The organism is Pilosibacter sp. NGB245 (assembly GCF_057397225.1).
This window is the reverse complement of the sequence record NZ_CM171584.1, coordinates 3,527,258-3,551,572: the sequence shown is the minus strand read 5'-3', so window position 1 is coordinate 3,551,572 and position 24,315 is coordinate 3,527,258. Positions and strand designations below refer to the sequence as shown.

Here is a 24,315-nt window from a genome sequence, read left to right as displayed (position 1 = left end):
CATGGCTTTTATGAGTTTAAATGGAATCGATGTTAGTTACGATAAAAAGAAACAGATCTTAAAGGGGCTGAATCTGGAAGTCGAGGAGGGCGAGCTCGTATCCCTCTTAGGACCCAGCGGATGCGGTAAGTCCACGACACTCCGCGTCGTTGCAGGCTTTATCGACCCGCAGGGCGGGACCTTCACATTAGATGGTGAGGACATGACAAAGGTCCCGGTCCACAAGCGTCAGTTCGGTCTGGTATTCCAGAGCTACGCCCTGTTCCCGCACTTAAGCGTTTATGACAATGTAGCGTTCGGACTCAGAACAAGAAAGATGGACAAGGATGTGATCGACAAGAAGGTCAGGGAGATCCTTGAGGTCTGCGGTCTGACAGAGCTTGCCGACCGTTTCCCGAAGCAGATGTCCGGCGGACAGCGCCAGAGAGTTGCCCTCGCGAGAGCACTTGTCATCGAGCCAAAGTTACTGCTCCTGGATGAGCCGTTATCCAACCTTGATGCGAAATTAAGACTTTCCATGCGTGTGGAGATCAAGAGACTCCAGAAGCGCCTTGGAATCACCACATTGTTCGTTACACATGATCAGGAAGAATGCTTCTCCATCTCCGACAAGGTGGCCGTTATGAACGGCGGTGTCATCGAGCAGTTTGACACACCGGAGAACATTTACAGGAGACCGGAGACAGAGTTCGTCGCGAGATTCATCGGTTTCGAGAACTTCCTTGAGCTTGCGAAAAAGCAGGACGGCGTCTACACAGCACCGGATGGAAGCGAGTTCTTAACTTCCATGGATCTCGATTGCGAGAAATTCGCGGGAACGATCCGCCCGGACGATATCTGTCTGGCAGATGATGTTCAGACAGAGAATGTCTTAAGTGGTAAGATCGGTGTCCGCACATTCCTCGGGAAGAGCTACCAGTACGAGGTTGAGACTTCCGCCGGTGTCCTGAAGGTAAATATGGGAACTGACCATGTTTATAAAGAGGGCGAGGAGATCCGGCTGTATCTGCCGAAGGATAAACTGATCCTGGTGAGAAGATAAAAATTAACTTAGTGATCCATCGCGGGGGCAGAGATTCTGTCAACGCGAAGAAATATTATCTCAAAAGAGAGAAAGAGGAGAAAAACCATGAAAAAAACAGCAGCAGTTGTACTTTGCGCAGCAATGATGCTTACCGCCTGCGGCGGCGCATCCACAACAGAGACCACAGCAGCAGGAAGCCAGGCAGCAGGCTCTGAGGCAGCTTCTTCCGCAGAAGAGACAAAGGCAGCTTCCGGAGACGCACAGAAGCTCGTATTATCCACATACGGCCTCAGCGAAGATATCTCCGAAGAAGAGGTTTACACACCGTTTGAGAACGAGTTCAGCTGTGAGATCGTAACTGAGACAGGCGGCACAAACGACCGTTATACAAAGTTAGCGGCAGACCCGAACTCCACCATCGACGTGATCGAGCTCTCCCAGGCTATGACAGCGAAGGGCACTGACGAGGGACTTTTCGATACGATCGACTTAAGCAAGATCCCGAATGCTGAGAAGCTGATCCCGGCTGCAAAGGAGATTGCAGAGGCAGGACAGGGTATTCCGTACACCATCAACAGCATCGGCATCATCTACAACCCGGAGCTTACAGGATTTGAGATCACAAGCTTTGATGACCTTTGGGACGAGCGCCTTGCAGGCATGGTTTCCATCCCGGAGATCACAACAACATTCGGACCGGCTATGGTTTACGTTGCAAGCGACCACGCAGGCGTTGACGTAACAACAGACAACGGCGAGGCTGCTTTCAAGGCACTTGCTGACTTAAAGCCGAACCTTGTTAAGACTTACACAAAATCTTCCGACCTGATCAACATGTTCACATCCGGTGAGGTTGCAGCAGCAGTTGTCGGTGACTTCGGCGTTCCGACGATCGTAGCCGCTAACCCGACACTTGTTTACGTTACACCGGACGGAGCTTACGCTAACTTCAACACCATCAACGTAACAAAGAACTGTGCGAACAAGGAGCTTGCTTACGAGTACATCAACTACCGTATCAGCGAGGAGCTTCAGACAAAGACAGGTAAGGCATTAAACGAGGCACCGACAAACAAGGACGTTACATTCACTGAGGAAGAGTCCAAGGATATGACCTACGGCGGCAAGGCTGCAAAAGTTAAGGTTGTTGACTATGCTTTTGTAAACCCGATCTTAAATAACTGGATCGACCAGTGGAACAGAACGATCAACAACTAATAACGAGGAATTTTATATGAGACCCGATTTCATTCTGAAAAATGTCATGGTCTATCAGACCTTCAGACAGTGTTTTGAAAAGCGGGATGTGGCAGTTGCAGGGGAAAAGTTTTATTGCGTTTCCCCTGCAATTTCATATCCGGGAGTGCGGGAGATCGACGGAAAAGGCAGATACATGCTGCCTGGTCTCGTGGATATCCATATGCACATCGAGAGCTCGATGACATATCCGGGCGAGTTTTCAAGGATTACGCTTCCATATGGAGTAACAACGGTGGTTGCCGATGCCCACGAGATGGCGAACGTGTTCGGCATGGACGGCATCCGGGCTTTTATGGCACAGAAGACGAAGCAGGATATCTTCTGGGCGATCCCGTCCAGTGTACCGGCGACAAATGAGAAGTTAGAGACAGCCGGGGCGTCACTTGGTGTAAAGGAAATTTCTGAAATGGCATCCTTAGATGGAGTTCTCTGCCTTGGAGAGATCATGAACTATAAGGATCTCTCAGCAGAAGGCGAGAGCCGGACGAGGGATCTCATCAATGTGTGCCGGAACGCGGGAAAGAATCTCCGAATTGAGGGGCACTGCCCGGGACTTATGGGGGCGGATCTTAACCGCTTTATCTATGAAGGTGTTGATGCGGACCACACCCAGCAGACTCCACAGTCAGTAATGGAGAAGACGGAGCTTGGGATGTTTCTGGAGCTGCAGTTCAAATCCCTGACGCCGGAGGTCGTGAAGACCGTCTGCGACAATGAACTCTATGAGAATGTGGCACTGGTGACGGATGACACGATGGCAGATAAGCTTCTGACCGGACATCTCAATAAGATTATCGAGACGGCTGTGAGGGCGGGGATGCCGATGGAGAAGGCGATCTACTGCGCGACCTGGACACCGTCGCGGCGGATGCATCTGGATGACAGAGGGATGATCGCGCCGGGAAAGATCGCAGACTTTATGCTGCTGGACAGTCTGGATGGGATCGATCCGGTTGTGGTTTATAAGAAGGGCGAGTGTGTGTACTGCAAGGACAAGGAGGCTTACGATGCGGCAGAAGCTGCGGCGTGCAGTTTCCCGGCTTCTTTCTACCACACGATCAACTGCCGTCCGGCGGAGATCTCCGACTTTGTGTTAAAGGCGGAAGATCCGGACGCGAAATGGGCGGAAGTCAATGTCATGAAGATCGGTACCTTCGGAACGGCGACCACGCCGGTGAAGCGCAGAGTCGAGGTGAAGGACGGTGTGCTTGACTGGAAGTCGGCGGGACTTTCCCTTGCAGTCGTTTTCGAGCGGTACGGCAAGAATGGAAATGTCGGATATGGTCTTGTGGAAGGAGCGCTGACGAAACCGGGCTCTGTGGCCACCACGTGGTCCCACGACAGCCATAACCTGTTTGTCCTGGGAACAGATGAGAACGATATGAAACTGGCCCAGAGGCGCGTCCTGGAGCTCCAGGGGGCATATGTGGTGTTCTCTGAAGGAAGATCCCTGGCGGAGGCGAGACTCACCATCGGCGGCATCGTTTCGGATCAGCCCGTCGAGGTTCTTGGACAGGAATTAAAGGAAGTGCGGGCGGCGATGGAAGGTCTCGGATATGTGAACAACAACGTGATCATGTCTATGTCCACGCTTTGTCTGCCGGTTTCACCGAAGTTAAAGCTCACGGATCACGGGCTTTTGACGGTGCCGGGGCAGGAACATGTGCCGTTGGTTGAGAAGTACGGGAAGTAGTTTTACGGCCCGCCGCCGGTTTTCTCCCCGGATAGTGGAAGAGCCGGATCAGATCGAAATTATGAAGGATGAAATTAGAACGATGAAGAAGATTATCAAAAACGGCATTGTTGTGACGATGAACGCGGCAGGTGATGTCTGGGATCATGGTTATGTGATGCTTGAAGATACAAAGATTCTGGCAGCAGGACCGGAGGAAGAGCTTGAGAAGGCGCTTCAGGCGCTTACTGCGCAGGGGATTTTAAAGGCTGACGAGACCTTCGAGGAGATCGACGCAAAGCGCGCCATCGTGATCCCAGGCCTCGTAAACACCCACTGCCACCTCGGCATGATCCCGTTCCGCGGCCTCGGGGACGATTGTAAGGATCGCCTGCGGGTGTTCCTGTTTCCGATGGAGAATCAGGCCATGGACGCGGAGATGGCCAGGCTTTCCACGCGATACGCCATAGGCGAGCTGCTGCTCTCCGGTGTGACGACAGTGCTTGATATGTACTATTTCGAGGAAGTTGTGGCGAAGGTCATGGACGAGATGGGGATCCGCGGAATCGCCGGTGAGACGGTGATGGAAAAGGATTCCTGCGACAGTAAGAACGCGGATGAGGCCATCAGGCGGGGAATCGCCCTGATCGAAGCATACAAAGATCACCCGCGTGTTTCCGGAGCGATCACGCCCCACGGAACGACGACCTGCAGCCCGGAGACTTTAAAGCGGGCATATGAGGAGGACGTAAAGGCGGGAACCGTATTTACGCTCCATGTGGCGGAGATGGACTACGAGATGACCCAGTTAAGGGAACAGTATAACATGACGCCCATCGAGTTTATGGAGCATATCGGAGTCCTCGGACCGAATACGCTGGCGGCCCACAGCATCCGCACGACGGAACATGATGTGGAGATCCTCGCGAAGCACGGAGCGTCCGTGGCCCACTGCATCGCCTCCAACACGAAGGCCGCAAAGGGCGTAGCCCCGGTGTCACTGATGCATAAGCACGGCATGTCCGTCGGCTTCGGCACCGACGGTCCGGCGAGCGGAAATACGTTAGACCTGTTCATCCAGATGCGGATGTGTGAGAACTTCCACAAAAATGAGCTCCACGACCGCAGCGCGTTCCCGGCAAAGGAGGTCGTCTCCATGGCGACCATCGAGGGAGCAAGAGCGTTAGGACTCGGTGATATCACCGGTTCCATCGAGCCCGGAAAACAGGCGGATCTCGTCCTCGTAGAGACCGACTCCCCGAATATGTTCCCGGTATACGACCCATATTCGGCGCTTGTGTACAGCGCGATTGCATCGAATGTGAGAGATGTTTACGTTGCGGGTGAGTGCCTCGTAAAGGAAAAGAAGCTTGTCCGTGAGGACTTCGCGAAGATCAGGAATGACCTTCGGGAGAAGATGGAGCGGACGGCGTTTAAGGATATGAAGAATCTGGTGTAAAATATAGAAAAACGGCTGATTTTATGGTGAATGTAAAAGCAGTCGTTTTTTTATTACAATGAAAAGTCTGTTCCGGGTATTTTAAGAACAAACTTATTTAAGTAATATGTTATAAGCAAGAAAGCAATATAGGGGAAAAGGCAGATATATTGATGAGATTTTGGTGTAAAGAGGCGAGTGACAGTGAAAAAGATAGATAAAGATGGCTTACTTCTATGTGAACTTCAGGCAGCAGCATTTGAAAATTCAATCGATAAAATGGATTCAAGTTCAGAGATCTTTAGCAGGCGGTTTATGAGAAGTAAGATTGCAAAAAGTCTGGATAATGAATCGGTTCTTGAAAGAAATATTCAGGCAAGTGATATTTTGCAGTTGGTGGATGAAGAGTACGGAGCTACAGATTATGGGTCTATAAAATTGTAAAACCGAAAGAATTAAGAGGATTGTTTTTGCCGTATCATACGATGGATCCTGCCCAGGCGGTTGAGAGAATATTGGAAGCAAAGGGAATGATATTGGATGAGAATAGGGAATTAGAACGGCAATATGCAATATTTAAAAAGGTAAGGAGACAGACTACAAAAAGAGGGAGAGCACACTAACTGATATGTTAATGTGTCTCTTCCATATTACGCTTGTTTCGAACGGACTTTTTACTGTGACTGCATGGCTGGCATGAAATTACGCGTACAGATTATGCGACAGTTTTCTCCAGAAAACGATAGATAAAAGCACCGTAATGCAGTCAGTCAGGGCCTGACCGTAGATAACGCCGTTTAACCCGAGGAGGCCGTTTAAGAGGTACAGCACCGGGATCAGGAGAACACCCTGACGGAGGACGGAAAGGATCGTTGCCGGGAGCGCTTTTCCGGCGGACTGCATGCAGTTCATGTTCGTGAAGAGGATACCGATGAACGGGCCGGAGATCATGTAGGCGATGAGCATTTTTATACCGTACCGGATGACTTCCTCATCGTTAATGAACATCTGGAGGATCGGGCGGCGGAAGATGAAGAACAGGGCGGTTGCCAGAACGCCGACGATCAGGCAGCATTTCTTTGTGTAGGATTCGACACCATGGAAGCGTTTTGTGTCACCGGAACCGAAATTGTAGCCTAAGAGGGGCTGTACGCCGTTTGCGAGGCCCATCTGCAGGAAGGTGATAAACATGTTGGCTTTAAATACGATGCCGATAGCGGCCACAGGGGCGTTCCCGTAGGTCACCAGGATCTGGTTTAAGATGATCGTGGACAGGCTCATCAGCACCGAGAAGATCGCTGTCGGGAATCCGCAGGAGCAGATCATGGAAGCGAGGCGGTTTTCAAGGCTGAAATATTTCGGCAGGATCGAAAAGTTCGGGCTCTTTTTCATGAAGTACCAGAGGTAGTAGGCGCTTGCCAGGATGTTTCCGATCGTTGTCGCGATGGCGGCACCGGCGGCGCCCATATGGAAAATGCTGATCATGAACGGATCCAGAACGATATTCGCGACAGTTCCGATCATGCTGCCGATCATGGCCTCACGGCTGGAGCCTTCGGAGCGGACAACAAAGCTCGCGGCAGCGGACCAGATGATGAACGGGGCGCCGTAGGAGATATGGAAAACATATCCTTTCGCAAGATCATAAGTCTCCGTGTTTGCGCCGAAGATGTTGAGGATCGGCTGCATGAAGAGGACTAACAGGGCGGCGAAGAGGATGCCGACACCGAGGGATGCGTAGGTGATAAAGGAGGAGACCTGCTTCATGCGCGTTTTGTTGTTCTCGCCCATGGCGATGGACGCCGCGGCGCTTCCGCCCATGCCAAACATGTTGGCAAAGGCCATAAATAAGATAAAGATCGGGTTTGTCAGGCTGACTGCCGCAACCTGTAAGGGATCGCCGGTCTGCCCGACGAAGAACGTGTCCGCCATGTTGTAGACGACGGTGACCAGGCTGCTGATGATGCTGGGAATTGCCATTTTGGCGACGGACTGGGGGATGGGCATGGATTTCATTAATTCGTTGTCGTTCATGATGTTTAACCTCGTTCGCTGCATTCCAGGTTCTGCAGCATTTTTTCTGTTATTCGTATAAATTCCTTCAATTCTTCTTCTGAGATTCCACGCAGAAGCAGTTCTTCCGTCTCGTGGATCTCTTTGTTCAGCGCGTCCTTCACGGCAGCAGCTTTCTCGGTAAAAACGATCCGCTTAAAGCGTCCGTCCTGCTCATCCGGGATCCGGAGGATGAGTTCTCTGGCTTCCAGGGACTTTAACATCTCCGTCACGGTCGGCGGACGGAGAGAAAATTCTTTTTCAATATCTTTCTGATAGACCGGATGAAGCGCCGATTCCACCAGAATAAAGTTTAAGATCTTTCCCTGTGCGTTTCCGATTCCGAGCTTTGTATGTACTTCCTGTGATCGGGAACGGAGACGGCTGGAGAGATGGTTGATGATTTTTCCGATGTCCATGTAAGAAATCCTTTCCTATAATGGGATTTTAGCTTTAAGATCCCCTGGATCATGTAGCATAAGCAGTTCCTCTACGAGAAAAAGCAAATGTAAATATTACTTCGGAACCTAAATATATGGCAGAACCAGAGGAATGTCAAGGATAGTTCAGAAAGTGAAATACCGGATATAGAAATAAAAAACCTGTCCGAAAAGGGCAGGTTTAGAAAATGCATAAATTTAAGATGTTAAATAGGATCTGAGACAGGAACTTTTTCCATCAAATCTTCCACACTACAGTTTAATACCCGAGAAAGTCGAAGAAGAGTTTCAGCCTGAGCCTTATTAATATTTTTCTGGCGCTGCTCGTATTGTTGAATCGTTCGTAATGGAATATTTGTCTGTTCGGCCAGTTCAGCCTGAGTGAATCCCGAAAGAGTACGTAATGCTTTTAAGTTCGTATCAGGGCTGGAATCATGATAAAGTTCATTCATTTTATCTACAAACTGGCGGATATCCATTTCATGATAAGGTGTATACAAGAGACGAATATCGCTGATATGAACTGCGCGTTCGATTTCATCGAAATGCAGCCCTGTGTCCCATTGATAGTAGGCGATAGCCCAGCCCGTCCAGTATTCCGGGCTACGGTCACAGGCGTAGGATGGACGAATATCAGGAATAGACTGACCTGATTCCTGCAAAACCATGCGTGCAAGTTCCACGCCGGACATTCCGGACAGAACAGAGCAGTCGCCCCGTTCAAAGCGATGAGAGGTCTTGCTCATTAAAAACCACTGCCATACAGTTTCCAGAGAATGTTTAAGATCGTTGACCATATAATCCAGCATTCGGGCAAGATTTTTTTGTGCGGAAGAGAGATAACTTTTATCGTAAGCGTGGATCATCAGGTTTCATCTCCTCATCCAAAATAGTGGTGATATATAAATCCCCCCGTTGTCGGTGGTTTCGTTCGGTATCAAAATATTGACGGCGTGCGGATTGATCACGAAACGCTTTTTTCTTGTACCATTCTTTTGCGTCTGCAATTTCATAGCCAATAAATTCAAGACGATTAAAAGCTGCCTCGCTTTTGAGTACAAACTGTTGTCCAAGTTTTCCTAAACGCATAGCGTTACAAAGCTGGCGGTAGGAGATTGCGCCATTAATAAAGTCAGATGCAAAAGAGAAGTAACTGTCATCAGCCCGGTAACCGACAATGATATCTGCAGCTTTATAATCTGTATGAAAGGTGGTAAGCAAATATTCTTTTGATTCAGCAGCAAGTGGTGTGGAAGTATCAAATTCCCGGTTTTCCAGCAGAATCGTAAGCCAGTGCAGCATGGTGTATTTAGATGCGTTTAAATCAAAAATTGAAAGACCATCACATGTAATTTTATATTGGTTGGCATAACCGTTGTGATCAATGCCAACACCCCATTCTTTTGCCATATTTGGATTTTCAGTGCAGTAGAATCCTGTTCCATAATCATTGTATGTTTTGCCATATCCGAATTCAGGGTGTTCGATAATATGATCAGAACCATGATAGATCATTTTTTCCATGAGATCCACCTCCTGATTTGATTATACTCCCACAGGAGTATAAAAAGCAACTTAAATTGCGGCAACTCTAATCCACCAGCTCATTCTGATGTCTCGACAAATGCTCATAGGGCAGGATCAGGCGTCCGCGGTAGAGGCCGCAGCCATCGTTTACGAGGTCATTATTGATGGCGGAGAACATGTTTACGTCGAGGTCGGCAAGGTTTAAGGTGACGAGGCGGCGGCAGCGCTCGTAGGCTTCGTCAAAGTAGACGCATTCGCCCACAGGGATCTCATCGCGGCGGGCACGCTCGCCCTCCTGGCGCTTCTCGTAGCTTAAGTGGTTGGCAACACCGATCTCTGCGATGTCATCCATGTGCTTGGTGCGGAGTTGGACTTCCATGTAGCTGCGGGAGCTGTTGTCGTAGAAGGTGATGTGGAGTGACTGGTAGTCCTCAGAAGTATTTCCACAGATATAGTCGCGATAGTAAGGCTTCACATCATCGTTTAATAACGGCGAGGTGCTTTTCTTCACACCGTAGGCCGGTTCCGCGGTAAATCCCCGCTCTTCGAGAAAGCCCGGAAGTTCGTTGGCGATCTGGTAGAGGTATCGGAGGTCAGCTTCTTCCTGAGATTCGTCAGCTTTCAGATAGCATTTCGGCAGGGAAGTCACGATCCGGTACGCGATCAGGTCCCGAAAACAGCTGAGGCGCTGCTTGAGCTCGGAAATCGACGGGTAGGCCTTATTTTCCATATAGTAATCGTAGATATATTCAACAATGTAGCCGTTGAACTTTGCCTCCGCGCGGATCAGGGATTTGATGCGCCCTTTGAAGTTAAAGGCCAAAAGTGGATATTCCTTCGCCATATGGATATAAAATTCCCGGATCTTCTGGGACTGGGCAGTAAGGAAATCATTGTGCTCGAGCAGCTCCCGGATCTGGAGCAGAAAGTTCGCATGCATCAGGTCGATCTCATTGCCGGTGCATTTTGCCTCTTTCTTCAGGTCCTGGCTGTAGTTTTTTAAAATTTTGAACATGGTATCGCCGGAATAAAGATAATCATTTAATGTAACCATGGATGTCACTCCTCTGTCGTAGATAATTACATTTTACCAGAATTACCGTCATTGGCAAGAAAAATTGCTTGCCTTAAAAGTTAGCCTATGCTAACATATCACAGACAACTGTACGGCAGCGCATGTTTATGAACGGGAAGGAATTAAAAATGGAGATCAAACAGCTGGAATATTTTGCGGCGGCGGTGGAGTATGGGAGCCTGAACCGCGCGGCAGAGAAATTATATACAACACAGCCGAATGTGAGCCGCGTGTTAAACAGTCTGGAAAAAGAGCTGCATGTGACGCTTCTGGAGAGAAGCAACAAGGGAATCAAGATGACACCACAGGGGGAAGAGCTCTATGGTCATGCGATGAGCATCTTAAAACACTCCAATGTCATCCGTTCGATGTCGGAGCGGCCGAACGGGAGAAGATTTTCGGTGTCCGGTTACAGGAGTGGCCTGCTCACAAAACTGATGGTGCAGCTGTATCAGGGAGGTAGAGAGCAGATAAAATATGAATACCGGGAAGGAACTGTGGAGGAGATCACAGATAACGTGGCGGCAAGGATCTCAGAGATCGGGATCGTCTATTTCGCGGAAGCACAGATGCCGTGTTTTCAGCATATCATGTGGCATAAAAAACTGGAATTTTATAAATTGGCACTCAGAGGAATCTGCGTTTATGTGGGGAAAACAATCCCTTATATGAACGGGAAACCATCCGCTTTTCTGAGCTGAAGGGTATGAAATTTGTGACGGAGACGGAAGATTTCTTTGCCATGGAACATCATATCGAGCGGATCAGCGTTGGTGCGTTCATCTCGGAACAGCATATGAATGACAGGTTTTATACAAACAGTGATTATATGATCAATAACCTGCTTTTGCATTCCGATGTGTGCTGCCTGGGGATCGATATCGTCCCGGCAGGTTACCGGAAATACGGAATCAAAGCACTTAAAATCGAGGACTGTGAGCCATTCCTGGCATTCGGGTTTGTGGCGGCGGAGAATGCCTCGCTGTCTGCGGAGGCAGAGCAGTATCTGGGGAAACTGAAGACATATTTACAGTGATGATGTTAGTCAGTAACGGTTCAGCAGGCCTGCGTATTTGAAGGAACCGATCTGGAATGGATATCCGCAAGGATGCGCAGTGATTCTGTGAAGAATAAATCAGTTTACGCTGACCAGAATCACGCGCCAGATCTCATGGACGTTCGACTTGAAATGAAAAGCGTATAGCAGATGGTATTTATATGAGCGATATCATATAAAAAATCCTCATTGCTATACGCTTTTGTTATAACTAATCCCCCATGAAATGGCATTGGTAAGTTTTAACTAACCATGGTATAGTAATTCCTGCGAAAAACAGACACAAGCGGGGATTGCAAAAATGTAAAGATCCCCCACACATACTCAAGAGGAGGACAACATGAAAAAAAGAGTACTTAGCCTGTGCCTGGCAGGTCTTATGGCGGCATCTTTGACAGGATGCGGCGGAGCAGGAAACACAGCAGAGACAACGGCAGCAGCAGGAGCAGAGAATAGTGCCGCAGCATCAGAAGCCGGTGCTTCTGAAGGAAAAGAAGAACTTGTATTTGTAAACTATCGCGATATCCGCGATTTAAATCCACATCTCTACGCAGGAGAAATGTATGCCCAGGAGATGCTTTATGAGACACTTGTAAATATTACAGCGGATGGATATGAGGGATGCCTGGCAGAATCCTGGGACATCAGTGATGACGGAAAGACCTATACATTCCACATCCGTGACGGTGTGAAATTCTCTGATGGGGAAGTTTGCGACGCAAATGCGATCAAGGCAAACTTTGACGCGATCATCGAGAATAAGGACCGCCATACATGGCTGGAGATGATGAACCTTCTCGTGGGTGTATCGGCACCGGATGACAAGACCTTCGTGATCGAACTTTCCGAGCCGTACTACCCGCTTTTAACAGAGCTTGGTGTTACGAGACCGTTTGCTATGATCTCTCCGAAAGCGATGAAGGATGGAAGCACAAAAGATGGAGTCAACGCCTATATCGGAACAGGTCCGTATGTGCTGACCGACTTTGTGACAGACGAATATGCCGTTTTTGAGGCAAATGAAAATTACTGGGGCGAACAGCCGAAGATCAAAAAGATCACAGTTAAGGTGATCCCGGATAACCAGACGAGAATTCTTGCGCTGGAGAAGGGCGAGATCGATATGATTTTCGGTAAAAACATGATTGACGCGGATGCTATCAACCAGTACACAGGAAACGATAAATTTACAGTATCCCTTTCTGACCCGACATCTACCCGTCAGATCGTATTAAACACGACAAGAGATGTCCTTGCGGATAAGGAAGTCCGCCAGGCGCTTCAGCACGCGACCAACAAGCAGGCAATTTCCGACGGCATCTTCTATGGACTTGAGCAGCCGGCAGACACTCTGTTTGCGAAAACAGTTCCATACTGCGATATCGACCTTGAGCCGTACGCATACGATGTGGAGCTTGCCCAGAGTATGTTAGACGAAGCCGGATGGGTCGTTGGAGCGGACAAGATCCGTGAAAAAGACGGTCAGAAGTTAAACATTGATCTTCTTTACAACAGTGACAGCGTAACAGAGAAAGCAATCGCTGAGTATCTGCAGAGTGAGTACCAGAAGATCGGAATTTCCTTAAATATCCATGGCGAAGAGGAGCAGTCCTATCGCGATAACATGAAGGCAGGAAATTTCGACATGGTATTCAATATCTGCTGGGGTATGCCGTATGATCCGCAGTCTTCCCTGGCAGCGATGCGCGCGCCGGTTTACGGTGACTATGCAGCGCAGCTCGGACTTGAAGATAAGGCGGATATCGACCAGGCGATCACGGATATTCTTGTATCCACCGATGAGACAAAACGCCAGGAACTCTACACATTTGTCCTGACAAGACTCCATGAGGACGCGGTATACATTCCGCTCACATATGAGTGCAACAAGGCGATCTACCGTTCGGATCTTCAGGGCTTCCATTTCACACAGACCCAGTACGAAGTTCCGTTCGCGGATTTCTATTTTGAGTAAAAATTCAAGTCGAACGTCCGTGAGACTTGGCGCGTGATTCTGGTCAGCGCAAGCTGACATATTCTTTACAGAATCACTGCGCATCCTCGCGGAGCGTTTATCTCAGTCGGAGACTGAGATAAAGCCCGATCTGACAGGCCGTCCATCTGGGCGGCTTGTTGTGCATATACCTGGAGTTTTTGTGATGTTCGAAAAAGGAAAGGAGATTTTCATTTCATGAAACAATACGTCATTAAGCGAGTCCTTTCAGCGATCCCGCTTCTGATCGTGATTTCATTTGTATGCTTTGTATTTATCAACCTGATCCCGTCGGATCCGGCGGAGGTAGCGCTGCGTGTCCGCCAGGTGCCCATCATAACAGAAGAGGCCATCGCGGAAGTCCGTGCAGAGCTGGGACTTGATAAGCCATATCTTGTGCGGTACTTTTCCTGGCTTGCGGATTGCCTGAGGGGAGATTTTGGGATCAGTTATGTAAATCCGAAAAGAACTGTGGCGGGTGAACTGGCAAGATGCATGCCTGCGACACTCCAGCTGGCGGGCGTTTCTTTCGTGATGGTGATCCTTTTAAGTCTGCCGATCGGCTTTCTCTGCGCTGTCTATAAAGATGGATGGTTCGATAAGATCATGAGAGCCATCGTCTTTATGACAACGGCGATGCCGGCATACTGGGTGGGACTTCTTCTCATGTGGCTTGTATCCATCAGGCTGGATCTTCTTCCGACAAGTGGAAACGGGACATGGAAACACCTGATCCTGCCTGCTTTTACGGTGTCACTCAGCTATATTTCTACCTATATCCGTCTGATCCGCAACAACATGCTGGAAAATATGAAGCAGGATTATGTCCTTTACGCGAATGTCAGGGGGCTGCCCCAGAAGCTGATCCTTGTAAAACATATCCTGAAAAACTCCATGCACACCTGTATCGTTGCAGTCGGAATGAGTATTCCGCAGCTGATCTCAGGAACGATCGTGGTGGAAAATGTGTTTGCATGGCCTGGACTCGGGACGCTCTGCATCAGTTCTATTTTTAACCGGGATTATCCGGTGATCCAGACATATGTGCTTCTGATCGGAGTCCTGTTTGTCGTTTTCAACCTGTTATTCGATATTTTACAGACGGTATCAGACCCGCGTATGAGAAGGGAGGAACATTAATGCTTCAGCGCTTTTTACATAACAGGACTGCAATGTTCACCGTGGCGATCGTTCTCCTCACAGCGCTCGTTGGGATCTTCGCTCCGTTTATTGCGCCGAACGATCCGTATGAAACGGACATTCTAAACAAATTTGCCGGATTTTCGGCTGAATATCCGCTTGGAACGGACAACCTTGGCCGCTGCATTCTTTCGAGAATGATCTATGGGATCCGACCGACACTGGGGCTGGCAGTCCTGACGATGCTTGGAACCATCGGTCTTGGTGCTCTTATGGGACTTTTGGCGGGATATTTCCGCGGAATCCCGGAGGAGATCATCATGCGGACGGTCGATGTCATGCTTTCCTTCCCAAGCCAGATCATGGTGTTTGCGGTGGTGGCGCTTCTCGGCATCAATGTCCAGAATGTGATCCTGGCGAATGTGTTCATCAAGTGGGCCTGGTATGCACGAATGATCCGGACCGGAGTCATGCAGCACAGAGACCGCAATTTCGTCCAGTTTTCCAGATGCGTGGGAACTCCGGAGAGATTCATCCTGTTCCGCCATCTGGTGCCGTCCATCGCGGCGGACCTCGCGGTTCTCGCGTCACTCGATGTGGGCTGGGCGATCATCAATATTTCCACGCTTTCATTCCTGGGACTCGGTGTACAGGCACCGACACCGGAGTGGGGAGCGATGTTAAATGAGGCAAAAAATGTCCTCACCAGCAATCCGACCCAGATGATCGTTCCTGGTGTCGCGATCGTGATCCTGGTATCTGCCTTCAACCTGATGGGAGACGCTCTGCGGGATGTTCTTGATCCGAAGGAGGTGAATGTATGAGTACAGTGATACGGGCGGAAGACTTGTGTGTAACATTAAAAATTCCGCGCAGACCGGAAAAAGAGCTTGTCCGCCATGTAAACTTTGAGGTTCAGCGAGGGGAGTGCCTTGGGATCCTCGGCGAATCCGGAAGCGGAAAGAGCATGAGCATCAAGGCGATGCTGGGACTTCTCGATAAGAATTTCTCCGTCTCCGGTCATGCCTGGTTTGGGGGAAAGGATCTCTTAAAGGAAAGTGGGGAGTCCATGAGAAAGATCCGTGGGAGTGAGATCGCTGTCGTCCTACAGAACCCGATGACGTGTTTTGACCCACTCTACCGGATCGGAAGCCAGATCGGGGAGACATTTGCGACCCATACAGACTGGAATGCGAACGAGATCCGAGAAAAGTCACTGGAGACACTGGAACGCATGCGGATCCGTAATCCGGAGGAGGCGCTTCAGAAATACCCGCATCAGCTCTCCGGCGGCATGCTGCAGAGGATCATGATCGGGATCGCGATGGCATTAAAACCGGCACTTCTGATCGCGGATGAACCGACAACTGCCATCGATTCGATCACCCAGTATGAGATCCTGGAAGAATTTGTCCGGATCAAGAAAGAGCATGATACGGCAATGATCTTTATCACCCACGATCTCGGTGCGATCTCTAAGGTTGCGGACGACCTTGTGGTCATGAACAGCGGAACGATCGCGGACCGGGGAAGCTTTTCCCATATCCTGCATCATGCGTCAGATCCATATACGAGACTTCTGGTGGAAAAACGGTCGGCAGTCATGAAAAAATACAGGGAAAGCATTGGACATGAGAATGGAGGTGCGGCATGATCCGGATGAGAGATATCTGCGTCAGCTTCCGCAGTGAGCGGCAGGAAAAGATCTTTGGTGTCAGCAGGACACAGGTACTGTTTGATGTGTCGTTATCCATCAAACGGGGAAGCTGCCTTGGAATCTTAGGTGAATCTGGAAGTGGAAAATCGACGCTTGGACGGGTGATCTGCGGTCTGTTAAAGCCGGACAGCGGGGAATATCTGCTGGAAGGAAAAAATGTGTATGCGTCACGAGATGGAAAGAAGAATCTTCAGAACATGCTCAGCGTTGTATTCCAGGATTATACGACATCTGCAAATCCGCGGTTCAGGATCCGGGATATTCTGGCGGAAGGAATCCGGGTGAAGGAACGGAAGAGTGGGAAAAGGACGGACCGGAGCGCGGAATACTGCAGACTTCTGGAGTTAGTCGGCCTGGATGAGACGTTTCTCGACCGTTTTCCGCATGAGCTTTCGGGGGGACAGCTTCAGCGTGTCTGCATCGCCCGTGCCGTGGCGTGTGAGCCGGAGTTCATTCTGTTTGATGAGGCGATCTCTTCCCTCGACGCGCACACGCAGGTGCAGGTGATGGATCTCTTAAAGGAGCTGAAGGAGAAACTGGAGCTGACGTATGTGTTTATCACCCACGACCTTACATCAGTCACATATCTCTGCGACGAAGTCATGTTCTTATATAAAGGACGGATCACGGAACATATCCCGGTATCCCGGATCGCGCAGACTACGGATGTGTATGCGCGAAAGCTGCTGGATTCCATTATTGAGTTTGATGAAGAGTACGATGATGAAATGGACGTAAAAGAAAGGGAAGAAAGTGCATAGTAGCTGTGAGTGCATTGAACAGTTACAGTGCGCAGCAGAAAATATGCTCAGGAGGTGGCAGAAATATGCTGGAGATCGGAATGATCTGTGCAGAAGCAGGAGAAAAGAAGACTGGGTGGCTGGAAATAGAAGGCGGCGGACAGAAACTTCCGCTAACACTTATCTGCGGGACAAAGGAGGGACCTACGATGATGATATCAGCGGGAGTCCATGGAGCGGAATATATCGGCGTGCAGGCGCTTTCCGAGCTTTCCAGAGAGCTTGATCCCAAGGATATTGCGGGGAATGTGATCTGCCTTCATGTGGCAAATCCTTCAGCATTCCGGGATTATGTGCGCTTTTTCGTGCCTGAAGATGGAAAAAATCTGAACCGGGTATTTCCGGGGAAAAAGGATGGGACATTGTCGGAGCGGATCGCGTGGACGATCACGGAAAAACTCCAGTCAAAGGCGGACTACTATATCGATCTTCATGCGGGGGATACCAGTGAAGAGGTTATGCCGTTTGTCTATTATAATGTGGCAGCAGGAGAAAAGATCGCCAGGGTGTCTGCGAACATGGCAATGGCAGCGGATATGGAAGTGCGTGCCAGCTCCACATCGACCACCGGCGCGTATAGCAGCGCTTGCCAAAGAGGTCTTCCAGCGATCCTCATGGAGCGCGGAGGCGGCGGAAGATTTACGGACAGCGAAGTTCAGGCATATAAGCGGGATGTGAAGAATATTATGATCCGCATGGGACTTCTTTCCGGTGAAGAGGTTCATACAGTGCAGCAGAAAAATGTGACCAGAGCAGAGTATCTGGAGGCAGAGACAGATGGGTTGTGGTATCCGGTATTTTCCGCAGGAGATACGTTCGCGGGAGGTGCGGTTCTGGGAACGGTGAGAGATATCTGGGGAAACCTTTTACTGGAGTATCGGGCAGACTATCCGGGAATCGTTCTGTACCAGACGGTGAGTCTTGGCGTGAAAGCCGGGGATCCGCTGATCGCCTATGGGGAATATGTGGATAGATAAATAACAGATGTGAAATAAAAATGTCAATAAAAAGCCATTTTATGGGAAAGTCCTAAAATTCAGGAGATATCCATAAAATGGCTTTTTATGCTGCCATGCATACGAAAGAAGCTGCCGGCGGCAGGTTTCGCAGGCGCGCATTGGAACAAACAGGATATTAAATTTTAAAGCATTTCTGCAGATCCCGATACTGTCCGAGAACCAGGATCGTATCGCCGTCTTCGAAGCTGGTTTCCGGCTTGACGGAGAAATCCAGGGTGCCGTTTCGACGGACGGCAATGATGTTGATGCCGTATTTTTTCCGGATATCGATCTCACCTACGCTCATGCCGACCCAGCGTTCCGGAAGATCTACCTCATAGATATCGTAGTCGCCTTCCAGATTGACAAAATCAAGAATGTGGTTGGAGCTGAAGCGGATCGCAGTCCATTTCGCAAGCTGCTGTTCCGGGTAGACGACCTGATCGGCACCGTTCCGCAGAAGAAATTTCTGGTGAACATCACTGGAAGCGCGGGAGACAACGAGCTTTGCGCCGAGCTCCTTTAAGAGTGACGTTGTTTCAAGGGAACTCTGGAAATTATCGCCGATCGCGACGATGCAGGCATCAAAATTGCGGATTCCCAGAGAGGAAAGGAAGGACTCGTTTGTACTGTCACCGATCTGTGCTTCTGTCACATAGGGAAGGACTGCGTTGACGCGTTCCTCCGTACTGTCAACGGCCATGACCTGGTGTCCGAGGTTGTGAAGATGCATGGCAACATGTTTTCCAAAACGGCCGAGGCCGATCAAAAGAATTGATTTCATAATTTTCTCCTTAAATATATTTATCCGACGGAAATTTTTTCCTGCGGGAATTTTCCGCACTGAATCTTGTACCCGGACATGGTCGCGTAGATGATCGTGAGTCCGCCAACGCGTCCGATGAACATAAATGCGATCAGGATCAGCTTCGATGGAACGGAAAGTGTCGGGGTGATCCCGAAGCTCAAGCCTACCGTAGCAAGCGCAGAAATCGCCTCAAACAGGCACGGTATAAGGGGCAGGCTTTCCAGAATGCTGAGCGTCATGGCACACAGGATACCGAGGCTTGTATACATGAAAAGGATCGCGATCGCTGTGGCGACAATATCGGGGACAATGCGCCGTTTAAACATTTCCGGGCTGTCCTTTCTGGCAAAGACAGCAGTCGCACAGGAGATCAGAACGGCCAGAGTGGTCGTCTTGATTCCGCCGGCGGTGGATCCCGGACTTCCTCCGACCAGCATGAGAAGGATCATAAGGAACTGGCCGGATTCCCGCATGGAGGAAAGATCCGCTGTATTAAAACCGGCAGTTCGCGTTGTCACCGACTGGAATAAGGATACAAGGATCCGTTTTCCGACCGGGATATCCTGAAATTCCAGAAAAAAGAAGAGGATAGCCGGGATAAAGATCAGTGCCAGTGAGTAGGAGAGGATGACCTTACTCTGCATCCGGTATCGGGAAATATGGTGCCGGTTTCTGTAAATATCATCCCAGGTCAGAAAACCGATTCCGCCGATCACGATAAGCAGGATGATCACGAGATTGATCAGCGGGTCATATGCGTAGGACGTCAGGGAGGAATATGCTCCCCGGACACCAAGCAGATCGATTCCGGCGTTGCAGAATGCGGATACAGAGTGAAATAAAGACATCCAAAGTCCCCGGAAAAGACCAAAATCGCGGCAGAATACAGGTGCCATCAGGAGAGCGCCGATCACTTCGATACCGAGAGTGACTCTTACAATAAAACCGGTCAGGCGGACAACTCCTCTGAGCTGAGGGGCAGCGACCGATTCCGCCATGATACTCCGCTGGGAAAGACCAATCTTCTTTCCGGAGAGGATCGTAAAGGAAGCCGAGATCGTCACAACGCCGAGACCGCCGGTCTGGATCAGAAGCAGAATTACGGCATGTCCAAAGGAAGACCAGTAGGTTCCGGTGTCACAGACCACAAGACCGGTCACGCAGACGGAGGTGACGGAGGTAAACAGGGCATTTACAAATGGAGTCCAGCTTCCGTCCGCGGAGGATACCGGCAGCATCAGGATGCCGGCGCCGAGCAAGATCACGAAGGCAAAGCCTAAAACAATGATCTGAAATGAATTTAACCGCCTGAAAGCGGAAAGAATACGAAACATAATCTGAATCCTTTCATAAAGCATTTGTTCCATTATAAACGTTTATGGATGTAAAGAAAAGCGAAATTTATGGATTTTAAAGTTCTGAAAATTCCTGATTCGCACAGGAAATTATAAAGAGCGGCTGGATCCGTTCTGGTCTGCGAAAAGTGTGAGAGGTGGACGTGTGGAAATTATTTCCAGGTGGTCTGTTTAAAAATGTTGTAATTACAACATACGAAAGCTGATTTCGCGGATATAATGCGTACATGGTTCGGCGGTGCCGGACAGGGAAACATGATGACTTATCGGTTATGGCTGCCGCAGGGACGGCAGGTGTGTCAGGATAATTTGAGATCGGCAAAACTGCGAAGACAGTGTTGGCTGCTTGTATGGGCTGCCTGGAGTCACGCGGGAAGAGTCGGGGAAATATATGGAGGTATATGAAATGGATCAGAAAATGTTTTGTTATCAGTGTGAGCAGACCGCAGGCTGCGCGGGATGTACCGGGAGCACGGGTGTCTGCGGAAAGACGGCGGAGACAGCAAGGCTGCAGGACCAGCTTGTAGGTGCGATGATCGGGCTTGCGAGAGCGGCAGAAGGCGTGGAATGTCCGGGAGATCGAGTGTACCGCACGGTGATCGAGGGGCTTTTTACGACACTTACGAATGTAAGCTTTGATGATGACGCGATCCGGGCGCAGATTGAGAAGACGCACAGGGAGAAGGAGCGGCTGCTCGCAGCGCTAGTGAAGAAAAGTGCAGGACCGCGCGAAAAGGCAGTGGGAGAGTCAGGTGTGGCAGAGAATGCAGCTTGTGCGGCAGCAAGTGTGCAAGATACGGATGATTATAATCTCGGTCTGCTGTGGGACATGGACCCTGATATCCGCTCCCTGAAATCCCTGATCCTGTTCGGATTAAAGGGTATGGCGGCGTACGCGTACCATGCGCTGATGCTGGGGGCATCTGATGAGATGGTAAACCAGTTCTTCTTAACGGGACTTCGGGAGATCGCAAAAGACGGCACCGTCGAAAGCCTGCTCCCGACGGTCCTGAAGGTCGGCGAGGTGAACCTCACCTGCATGGCGATGCTGGACGCAGCAAACACGGGAACTTACGGGACTCCGATCCCGGTCAGCGTACCGCTTGTAGTAGAAAGAGGACCGTTTATCGTTGTGACGGGACATGACCTCAAGGACCTGGAGCTTCTCTTAAAGCAGACAGAGGGAAAAGGCGTTAACATCTACACCCACGGCGAGATGTTGCCGGCCCACGCTTACCCGGAGCTCAGAAAGTATCCGCAGTTAAAGGGCAATTTCGGAACTGCATGGCAGAATCAGCAGAAGGAATTTGCGGATATTCCGGCTCCGATCCTCTTTACCACAAACTGCCTGATGCCGCCGAAGAAATCCTACGCGGACCGCGTGTTCACGACGGAGGTCGTAGCATATCCGGGAATGGTTCATATTGATGATGAGAAAGACTTTACCCCGGTGATCGAGAAGGCGCTGGAACTCGGCGGATATCAGGAAGACCGCCAGTTTACGGGAATCAACGGCGGAACTCAGGTCATGACAGGATTCGGACATGGAACGATCCTTTCCATGGCTGATCAGGTCATCGACGCGGTAAAATCCGGCGCGATCAGACATTTCTTCCTCGTTGCGGGCTGCGATGGCGCGAAGCCGGGAAGAAACTACTATACGGATTTTGTAAAGCAGACTCCGGCGGACAGCATTGTCCTGACGTTAGCATGCGGAAAGTTCCGCTTTAACGATCTGGACCTTGGAAATATCGGCGGTCTCCCGCGGATCATGGACATGGGCCAGTGCAACGATGCCTACGGTGCCATCAAGGTGGCTATGGCGCTGGCGGAGGCGTTTGGGTGCGAGGTGAACGAGCTTCCGCTGTCCTTCGTGCTCTCCTGGTATGAGCAGAAGGCAGTGTGTATTCTCCTGACACTCCTGCATCTTGGGATCAGGAATATCCGCCTCGGCCCGTCCTTACCGGCGTTCCTCTCCCCGAATATCCTGAATTTCCTTGTGGAGAACTACGGAATCGGTCCAGTGACGACACCGGAGGAGGATTTGAAGGCGTTATTGGGATAAGATAAAAAGCCCCCGGATAGGGAATGTGCCATCGGTCAGTTGACCAGCTGCGGTAGTTCCTTATCCGGGGACTTTAATTATGTACTTAAATTACAGTGATCCGCATGATCTGCGGTCAACCAAATTTTACAGATGCTGTAAAAGCTCCAGCTGCTCTCCGTTCGGTCCGATAAAAAACGCGTTGCGGATGCCGCCGAAGATCGGGAGGTCAGCTGCCTTGTCGACACCGCCCCGGAAGTTTGTGATCCCGGCTGCCTTTAAGTCTGCGATGGCAGCGTCGATGTCATTGACTTCGATTGCGATGTGCGGGAAGAGACCGCCCTGGGCGGTCACATCAGTGCCGTCATGTGGCTCGATGATCTCGAGGTCAAAGCCCGGCATGCTGACGATCTTGATGTGGTTTGTTCCGAGTGGCTTCTGGACATCAGCCTGTCCGGTTACTTTTCCACCGAGACATTCGTAGAATTTTACGGATGCTTCAAGATCCTTTGTGAAAAGCGCGATATGCGCAAGTCCTGTGATGTGTTTCATGATAAGAATCCTTTCCGCGTTCCAGCGCAGCAAATCTCCAGATAAAAGCACCAGATCAGAAGCAGATGGTCTTACCTGAGTGATCCTACAGAGGCGGAAACGCTGTTGCTGTAGTTTTTCTATCTCAAACTATGCTTATTATAGGATTATTTGAAACAGAGTGCAAGAAAAAAGTAAGCGACTGATCCCTGCCCGTGTACAGCAACAATTTTCTCAGTGACGGGCAGAAAAAACTGTGCTATACTCTTGTATTATGAAAAATTTTATTGTATTTGATTTGGAATGGAACCAGAACCCGGGCGGTAAAGAAGCGTCTGTGGAGCGGCTTCCTTTTGAGATCTTTGAGATCGGAGCAGTAAAACTGAATGAAAAGCGTGAGAAGGTTGCGGAGTTTCACCGGATCATCCGTCCCTGCGTGTACCGCCAGATGCACCGGATCATCTCTGAGGTGACCCATGTTTCAATCGAAGAGTTAGAGCGGGATGGAGAGCCGTTTGCGGCGGTGATGGAGGATTTCCTTAAATGGTGCGGCGAGGACTGCATATTCTGCACCTGGGGAAGTATGGACCTTACGGAACTGCAGAGGAACATGATCTATCATGGGATGACGATTCCGTTCCCGAAACCGTTCCTTTTTTATGATGTCCAGAAACTGTACAGCCTGTGCTATCAGGACGGAAAGGCGAGAATTTCGCTTGATGAAGCGGTGGAGTCCTTTGCGCTTGATGTGGACGCGCCGTTCCACCGGGCACTGGGGGACGCGGAATATACGGGGCGGGTGCTGCAGGCGATGGATTTTGATTCCGTGAAAGATTACGTGTCTGTGGATTATTATCTGCCGCCGGAGAGCGAGGATGAGGAGTTCACGCTGCGTTTCCCGGAGTACACGAAGTTCGTGTCACAGATGTTTGACACGAAGGAAGAGGCGATGGAGGAAAAGCGGGTGACGGATATCATCTGCACGAAATGCCGTCGGATGCTGCGGAAGAAGATCCGCTGGTTTTCCTCAGGACAGCGCTATTATCTGTGTCTTGCAACATGTCCGGAACACGGTATGATGAAAGGAAAAATCCGGATGAAAAAGTCGGAGGACGGCAGAGTTTTTGCCGTAAAGACGGTAAAACCGGTGGATGAGGAAGGTGCAGAAGCTGTTTTCCTGAAAAAAGAGGAGGCCCGGATCCGCCGTGCGGAGAAAAGCAGGCAGAAGAAACTCCATGGAGTGGAATAAAGGCTGCAGCCCGGAAGATATGGCAGCAATGGAGCACTTTGCTCCTGAACAAAACGGATGTGAAAAGATAGAAAAAGAGCAGAGGTATTGCTTCAAAAAGCATACATCTGCTCTTTTAGTTTACATAAAATAAAA

The 24,315-nt window shown here is 49.9% G+C and carries 24 protein-coding genes; 16 read left to right on the top strand and 8 right to left on the bottom strand.

Translation table 11 applies throughout. From position 1 onward, the window contains the following. Position 1 precedes the first annotated feature (1 nt). The 5 genes from ACXMYH_RS16070 (at position 2) to ACXMYH_RS16050 (ending at position 5,838) form a co-directional block, all read left to right on the top strand. Complete coding sequence (locus tag ACXMYH_RS16070; protein ID WP_486555231.1) at positions 2-1,042, top strand: ABC transporter ATP-binding protein; 1,041 nt, start codon at positions 2-4, stop codon at positions 1,040-1,042. An 87-nt stretch (positions 1,043-1,129) separates the two neighbouring features. Next, positions 1,130-2,242 carry an ABC transporter substrate-binding protein gene (locus ACXMYH_RS16065; RefSeq protein ID WP_486555230.1) on the top strand — a complete coding sequence of 371 codons (1,113 nt, stop codon included), beginning with the start codon at positions 1,130-1,132 and terminating at the stop codon, positions 2,240-2,242. Positions 2,243-2,258: 16 nt separating this feature from the next. Then, positions 2,259-3,977 (top strand): adenine deaminase C-terminal domain-containing protein, encoded by a 1,719-nt coding sequence (locus tag ACXMYH_RS16060; RefSeq protein ID WP_486555229.1) that lies wholly within the window; start codon positions 2,259-2,261, stop codon positions 3,975-3,977. 82 nt (positions 3,978-4,059) lie between these two features. Beyond that, positions 4,060-5,415, top strand: a complete 1,356-nt coding sequence (locus tag ACXMYH_RS16055; protein ID WP_486555228.1) for an amidohydrolase — start codon at positions 4,060-4,062, stop codon at positions 5,413-5,415. 183 nt (positions 5,416-5,598) lie between these two features. Further along, positions 5,599-5,838, top strand: a complete 240-nt coding sequence (locus tag ACXMYH_RS16050; protein WP_252197316.1) for a hypothetical protein — start codon at positions 5,599-5,601, stop codon at positions 5,836-5,838. 258 nt (positions 5,839-6,096) lie between these two features. On the opposite strand, the gene ACXMYH_RS16045 is transcribed toward ACXMYH_RS16050, so the two are convergent. The 5 genes from ACXMYH_RS16045 to ACXMYH_RS16025 all read right to left on the bottom strand — a co-directional run bounded on the left by ACXMYH_RS16045 (position 6,097) and on the right by ACXMYH_RS16025 (position 10,467). Beyond that, the gene (locus ACXMYH_RS16045; RefSeq protein ID WP_486555227.1) at positions 6,097-7,428 is read right to left on the bottom strand and encodes an MATE family efflux transporter; all 1,332 of its coding nucleotides are present in this window, start codon (positions 7,426-7,428) and stop codon (positions 6,097-6,099) included. Positions 7,429-7,433: 5 nt separating this feature from the next. Then, positions 7,434-7,865, bottom strand: coding sequence for a MarR family winged helix-turn-helix transcriptional regulator (locus ACXMYH_RS16040; RefSeq protein WP_118531216.1), 432 nt, complete (start codon positions 7,863-7,865; stop codon positions 7,434-7,436). A 227-nt stretch (positions 7,866-8,092) separates the two neighbouring features. Continuing rightward, positions 8,093-8,752 (bottom strand): helix-turn-helix domain-containing protein, encoded by a 660-nt coding sequence (locus tag ACXMYH_RS16035; protein ID WP_118531220.1) that lies wholly within the window; start codon positions 8,750-8,752, stop codon positions 8,093-8,095. After that, on the bottom strand, positions 8,733-9,410 hold the full coding sequence (locus tag ACXMYH_RS16030) for a DUF3990 domain-containing protein (RefSeq protein ID WP_252197315.1): 678 nt from the start codon (positions 9,408-9,410) through the stop codon (positions 8,733-8,735). The genes ACXMYH_RS16035 and ACXMYH_RS16030 overlap by 20 nt, the downstream gene beginning before the upstream one ends. Before the next feature lie 67 nt (positions 9,411-9,477). Beyond that, positions 9,478-10,467 carry a nucleotidyltransferase family protein gene (locus tag ACXMYH_RS16025; protein ID WP_486555226.1) on the bottom strand — a complete coding sequence of 330 codons (990 nt, stop codon included), beginning with the start codon at positions 10,465-10,467 and terminating at the stop codon, positions 9,478-9,480. Between the two features lie 149 nt (positions 10,468-10,616). On the opposite strand from ACXMYH_RS16025, the gene ACXMYH_RS16020 reads away from it, so the two are divergent. The 8 genes from ACXMYH_RS16020 (at position 10,617) to ACXMYH_RS15985 (ending at position 18,172) form a co-directional block, all read left to right on the top strand. After that, entirely contained in the window at positions 10,617-11,189 is a 573-nt protein-coding gene (locus ACXMYH_RS16020) for a LysR family transcriptional regulator (RefSeq protein WP_486555225.1), read from the top strand. A gap of 5 nt (positions 11,190-11,194) precedes the next feature. Next, a complete protein-coding gene (locus ACXMYH_RS16015) occupies positions 11,195-11,524 on the top strand; it encodes a hypothetical protein (protein ID WP_486555224.1) in 330 nt (109 codons plus the stop codon). A 361-nt stretch (positions 11,525-11,885) separates the two neighbouring features. Next, complete coding sequence (gene nikA / locus ACXMYH_RS16010; protein ID WP_486555223.1) at positions 11,886-13,520, top strand: nickel ABC transporter substrate-binding protein; 1,635 nt, start codon at positions 11,886-11,888, stop codon at positions 13,518-13,520. 216 nt (positions 13,521-13,736) lie between these two features. Beyond that, complete coding sequence (gene opp1B / locus ACXMYH_RS16005) at positions 13,737-14,678, top strand: nickel/cobalt ABC transporter permease (protein WP_142410725.1); 942 nt, start codon at positions 13,737-13,739, stop codon at positions 14,676-14,678. Then, the gene (gene opp1C, locus ACXMYH_RS16000; protein WP_117471011.1) at positions 14,678-15,502 is read left to right on the top strand and encodes a nickel/cobalt ABC transporter permease; all 825 of its coding nucleotides are present in this window, start codon (positions 14,678-14,680) and stop codon (positions 15,500-15,502) included. Before opp1B ends, opp1C begins: the two co-directional genes overlap by 1 nt. Further along, on the top strand, positions 15,499-16,332 hold the full coding sequence (locus ACXMYH_RS15995) for an ABC transporter ATP-binding protein (protein ID WP_486555222.1): 834 nt from the start codon (positions 15,499-15,501) through the stop codon (positions 16,330-16,332). Before opp1C ends, ACXMYH_RS15995 begins: the two co-directional genes overlap by 4 nt. After that, positions 16,329-17,156: an ABC transporter ATP-binding protein gene (locus ACXMYH_RS15990; protein ID WP_486555221.1), complete on the top strand. Its 828-nt coding sequence runs from the start codon at positions 16,329-16,331 to the stop codon at positions 17,154-17,156. Before ACXMYH_RS15995 ends, ACXMYH_RS15990 begins: the two co-directional genes overlap by 4 nt. Positions 17,157-17,221: 65 nt before the next feature. Then, entirely contained in the window at positions 17,222-18,172 is a 951-nt protein-coding gene (locus ACXMYH_RS15985; protein WP_486555220.1) for a M14 family metallopeptidase, read from the top strand. Positions 18,173-18,329: 157 nt separating this feature from the next. On the opposite strand, the gene ACXMYH_RS15980 is transcribed toward ACXMYH_RS15985, so the two are convergent. Together ACXMYH_RS15980 and ACXMYH_RS15975 are read right to left on the bottom strand one after the other, a co-directional pair. Continuing rightward, a complete protein-coding gene (locus ACXMYH_RS15980; protein WP_436972472.1) occupies positions 18,330-18,977 on the bottom strand; it encodes a potassium channel family protein in 648 nt (215 codons plus the stop codon). Between the two features lie 20 nt (positions 18,978-18,997). Continuing rightward, positions 18,998-20,335, bottom strand: coding sequence for a TrkH family potassium uptake protein (locus ACXMYH_RS15975; RefSeq protein ID WP_486555219.1), 1,338 nt, complete (start codon positions 20,333-20,335; stop codon positions 18,998-19,000). A 427-nt stretch (positions 20,336-20,762) separates the two neighbouring features. On the opposite strand from ACXMYH_RS15975, the gene hcp reads away from it, so the two are divergent. Then, positions 20,763-22,421, top strand: a complete 1,659-nt coding sequence (gene hcp / locus ACXMYH_RS15970) for a hydroxylamine reductase (protein ID WP_486555218.1) — start codon at positions 20,763-20,765, stop codon at positions 22,419-22,421. 126 nt (positions 22,422-22,547) lie between these two features. On the opposite strand, the gene ACXMYH_RS15965 is transcribed toward hcp, so the two are convergent. Then, a complete protein-coding gene (locus tag ACXMYH_RS15965) occupies positions 22,548-22,952 on the bottom strand; it encodes a VOC family protein (protein WP_147326965.1) in 405 nt (134 codons plus the stop codon). A gap of 253 nt (positions 22,953-23,205) precedes the next feature. Here ACXMYH_RS15965 and ACXMYH_RS15960 point away from each other — a divergent pair, with 253 nt between their 5' ends. Continuing rightward, positions 23,206-24,180 (top strand): 3'-5' exonuclease, encoded by a 975-nt coding sequence (locus ACXMYH_RS15960; protein ID WP_486555217.1) that lies wholly within the window; start codon positions 23,206-23,208, stop codon positions 24,178-24,180. Further along, positions 24,167-24,313 (top strand): hypothetical protein, encoded by a 147-nt coding sequence (locus ACXMYH_RS15955; protein WP_405578537.1) that lies wholly within the window; start codon positions 24,167-24,169, stop codon positions 24,311-24,313. Before ACXMYH_RS15960 ends, ACXMYH_RS15955 begins: the two co-directional genes overlap by 14 nt. Positions 24,314-24,315: the final 2 nt, after the last annotated feature.